Annotated in this window: 1 protein-coding gene; it reads right to left on the reverse strand. The window is 66.1% G+C overall.

Features of this window, described 5'->3' with window-relative positions; genetic code table 11:
* Nucleotides 1-114: 114 nt before the first annotated feature.
* Nucleotides 115-1,584, reverse strand: a complete 1,470-nt coding sequence (ltrA, locus tag AB0J16_RS59610) for a group II intron reverse transcriptase/maturase (RefSeq protein WP_358558307.1) — start codon at nt 1,582-1,584, stop codon at nt 115-117.
* Between the last annotated feature and the right edge of the window lie 591 nt (nt 1,585-2,175).

The raw sequence follows: 2,175 nt of genomic DNA on the forward strand, positions 1-2,175 counted from the left end.
GGTTGAGTCGGCATGAGGCGCGGTATCGGGATTGCTCTCGACCCGTTTCCTCATGCCGCTCGCCGAACCCGCCGTGCGCCTCTCGACGCAACGGGCTCTCCACGGTTTCTGTCGTCAGGCGGTTTCGGTGGCCCAGGGGTTGGGGATCGTGTTGCCGCGGTAGCGGTATCGGGTGATCGTGATGGCCGCTGTTGGCTTCAGCTCGATCCCGCCTGCCGTGATCGGCTGCCATTGCCCGGTGGGTGTGACGAACCGGCGGCGGACGTCCCTCCACTTCCACTGATGTCGCGCGATCAGCATTCGGATCAGCCTGCACCAGGTGAAGTGGTCCAGGGAGTCGAAGGTGCGTTGCGCGACGGCGTGCTTGAAGTAGCTGGCCCATCCGTGCGTGAGTTGGTTGGTCCTTCTCAGCACGGACCTGAGGTCTTGTTGTGACGTTCTGGGCGTCAGGGCACGGACCTTGGCTCGCACCGACCGGATGGCCGTGTGGGAGATGAAGGTGTAGACGTACCACTTGTTCGTGCCTTGCTTGCGGCGCCACTGGATGCGGAACCCCAAGAAGTCGATCGCCTCGCTCAGGTGGGTGATCTGGGTCTTGGACGGCGATAGCCGCAGGCCCAGACCGGCGAGCACCTGTGCGATCTGCTCGCGCAGGGTGTGGACATCGTCGCGGGTGCCGTGCACGAGGACGACGAAGTCATCCGCGTAGCGGATGATCCGCCAGTTCGGCAGGGCCTTGCGGCGGCGATGAACACGACGGCTGGGGGTGCTCATCGTCCCGCCCTGCTGCCACGGGCCGTGCAGGTGCTCATCGAGCACCGACAGGGCGATGTTGAACAGCAGCGGTGAGAGGATGCCGCCCTGCGGCGTGCCGGCCAGCGTCTTTCGCAGCGTGCCGAGTTCGGTCAGAACACCGGCCTTGAGAAACGCTTTGACCAGCGCCAGAACGCGCTTGTCCTTCACCCTCGCGCGCACCCGGTCCATCAAAGCCAGGTGGTCGAGGTTGTCGAAGGCCGCTTCGATGTCCGCATCCAGCACCCAGCGGTAACCTCGGGTGCCGAAATAGTGGATCTCCGCGATCGCGTCCTGGGCGCGCCGCCGGGGCCGGAAGCCGTAGGAGACCGGCTGAAAGTCGGCCTCAAAGATCGGTTCCAGCACCAGTTTCACAGCCGCCTGAACGATCCGGTCGGCCACCGTGGGGATTCCCAGATGGCGGACCTTGCCCGCCCCGCCCGGCTTGGGAATCAACCACTCCCGCACCGGCAAGGGCCGAAACGCGCCCGTCTTCACCTGGACGCGCAGCTCGTTCAGGAAGTCGGGAACCCCGAGATAGTGCTCGACATCGGCGACGGTCAGGCCGTCGACGCCGGGCGTTCGGGACCCGATGTTGCCCGCGACCCGCTCAAACGCCATCAGTAGCGTCGCCGGGTCGTGCACGAGGTTGAACAGATCGTCAAACCGGCGGCCTGGATCGGCCACCGCCCAACGGTGAAGCTTGGCCTGCATCTCCGATACCTTGCGGTGCGGCCCCATCGAGACCGCATCCGGCCAGGCACCGCCATTCGGCGGTGCGTCTTTCGGCATTGCAGCATCCTTCCCTTCTCGATACCGCTGCCGCCCTTGGCCATGTGACCGGCTTTCCCGGCCTCGGACTACTACGGCGGCTCCGCCCCACCCGGCCCATTCGACGGTCGGTGCGTCTATCCCGACGGCAAGCTGGTGGCCTGGACCATCGGGAGCCGCGACCGGGCGGTTCCCGTGTTCACACCGATTCGCTCGGCGAAGGAGGAGCCCGACTCTGTCCCAGCGGCATCGTCATGGGTACGCCGCAGACCTTCCCCATGACCTCCCGGAGCTGGTCAAAGATCCCTCCCCGGAAGTTCCCGCCGCACATGGCAACGGGACGCACCGCGCCCGGCCCCTATCCGCCAGATTTGAGCCGGTACTACGTGTTGAAGGACGTAATGACGCCGGTTCCTCGCGTACTCCTTTCCGCCTCGCTCGCCGGACCCGCACCATCTGGCAGTCCTGGCACGTCCCGGCTTTGTCAGGGCTGCTCCCGCCCTCCCCGGCACCACCCGGATCAGGCTGCCCTCAGCTTCTGCTCCCTGCTGCGACAGGACGCAGGAGAAGGTCTTTCACCTCCTCACGAATCGGTGCGCCGCACGGCGCACC

This window comes from Nonomuraea sp. NPDC049750, assembly GCF_040659625.1.
In the GTDB taxonomy this organism is placed as follows: Bacteria; Actinomycetota; Actinomycetes; order Streptosporangiales; family Streptosporangiaceae; genus Nonomuraea.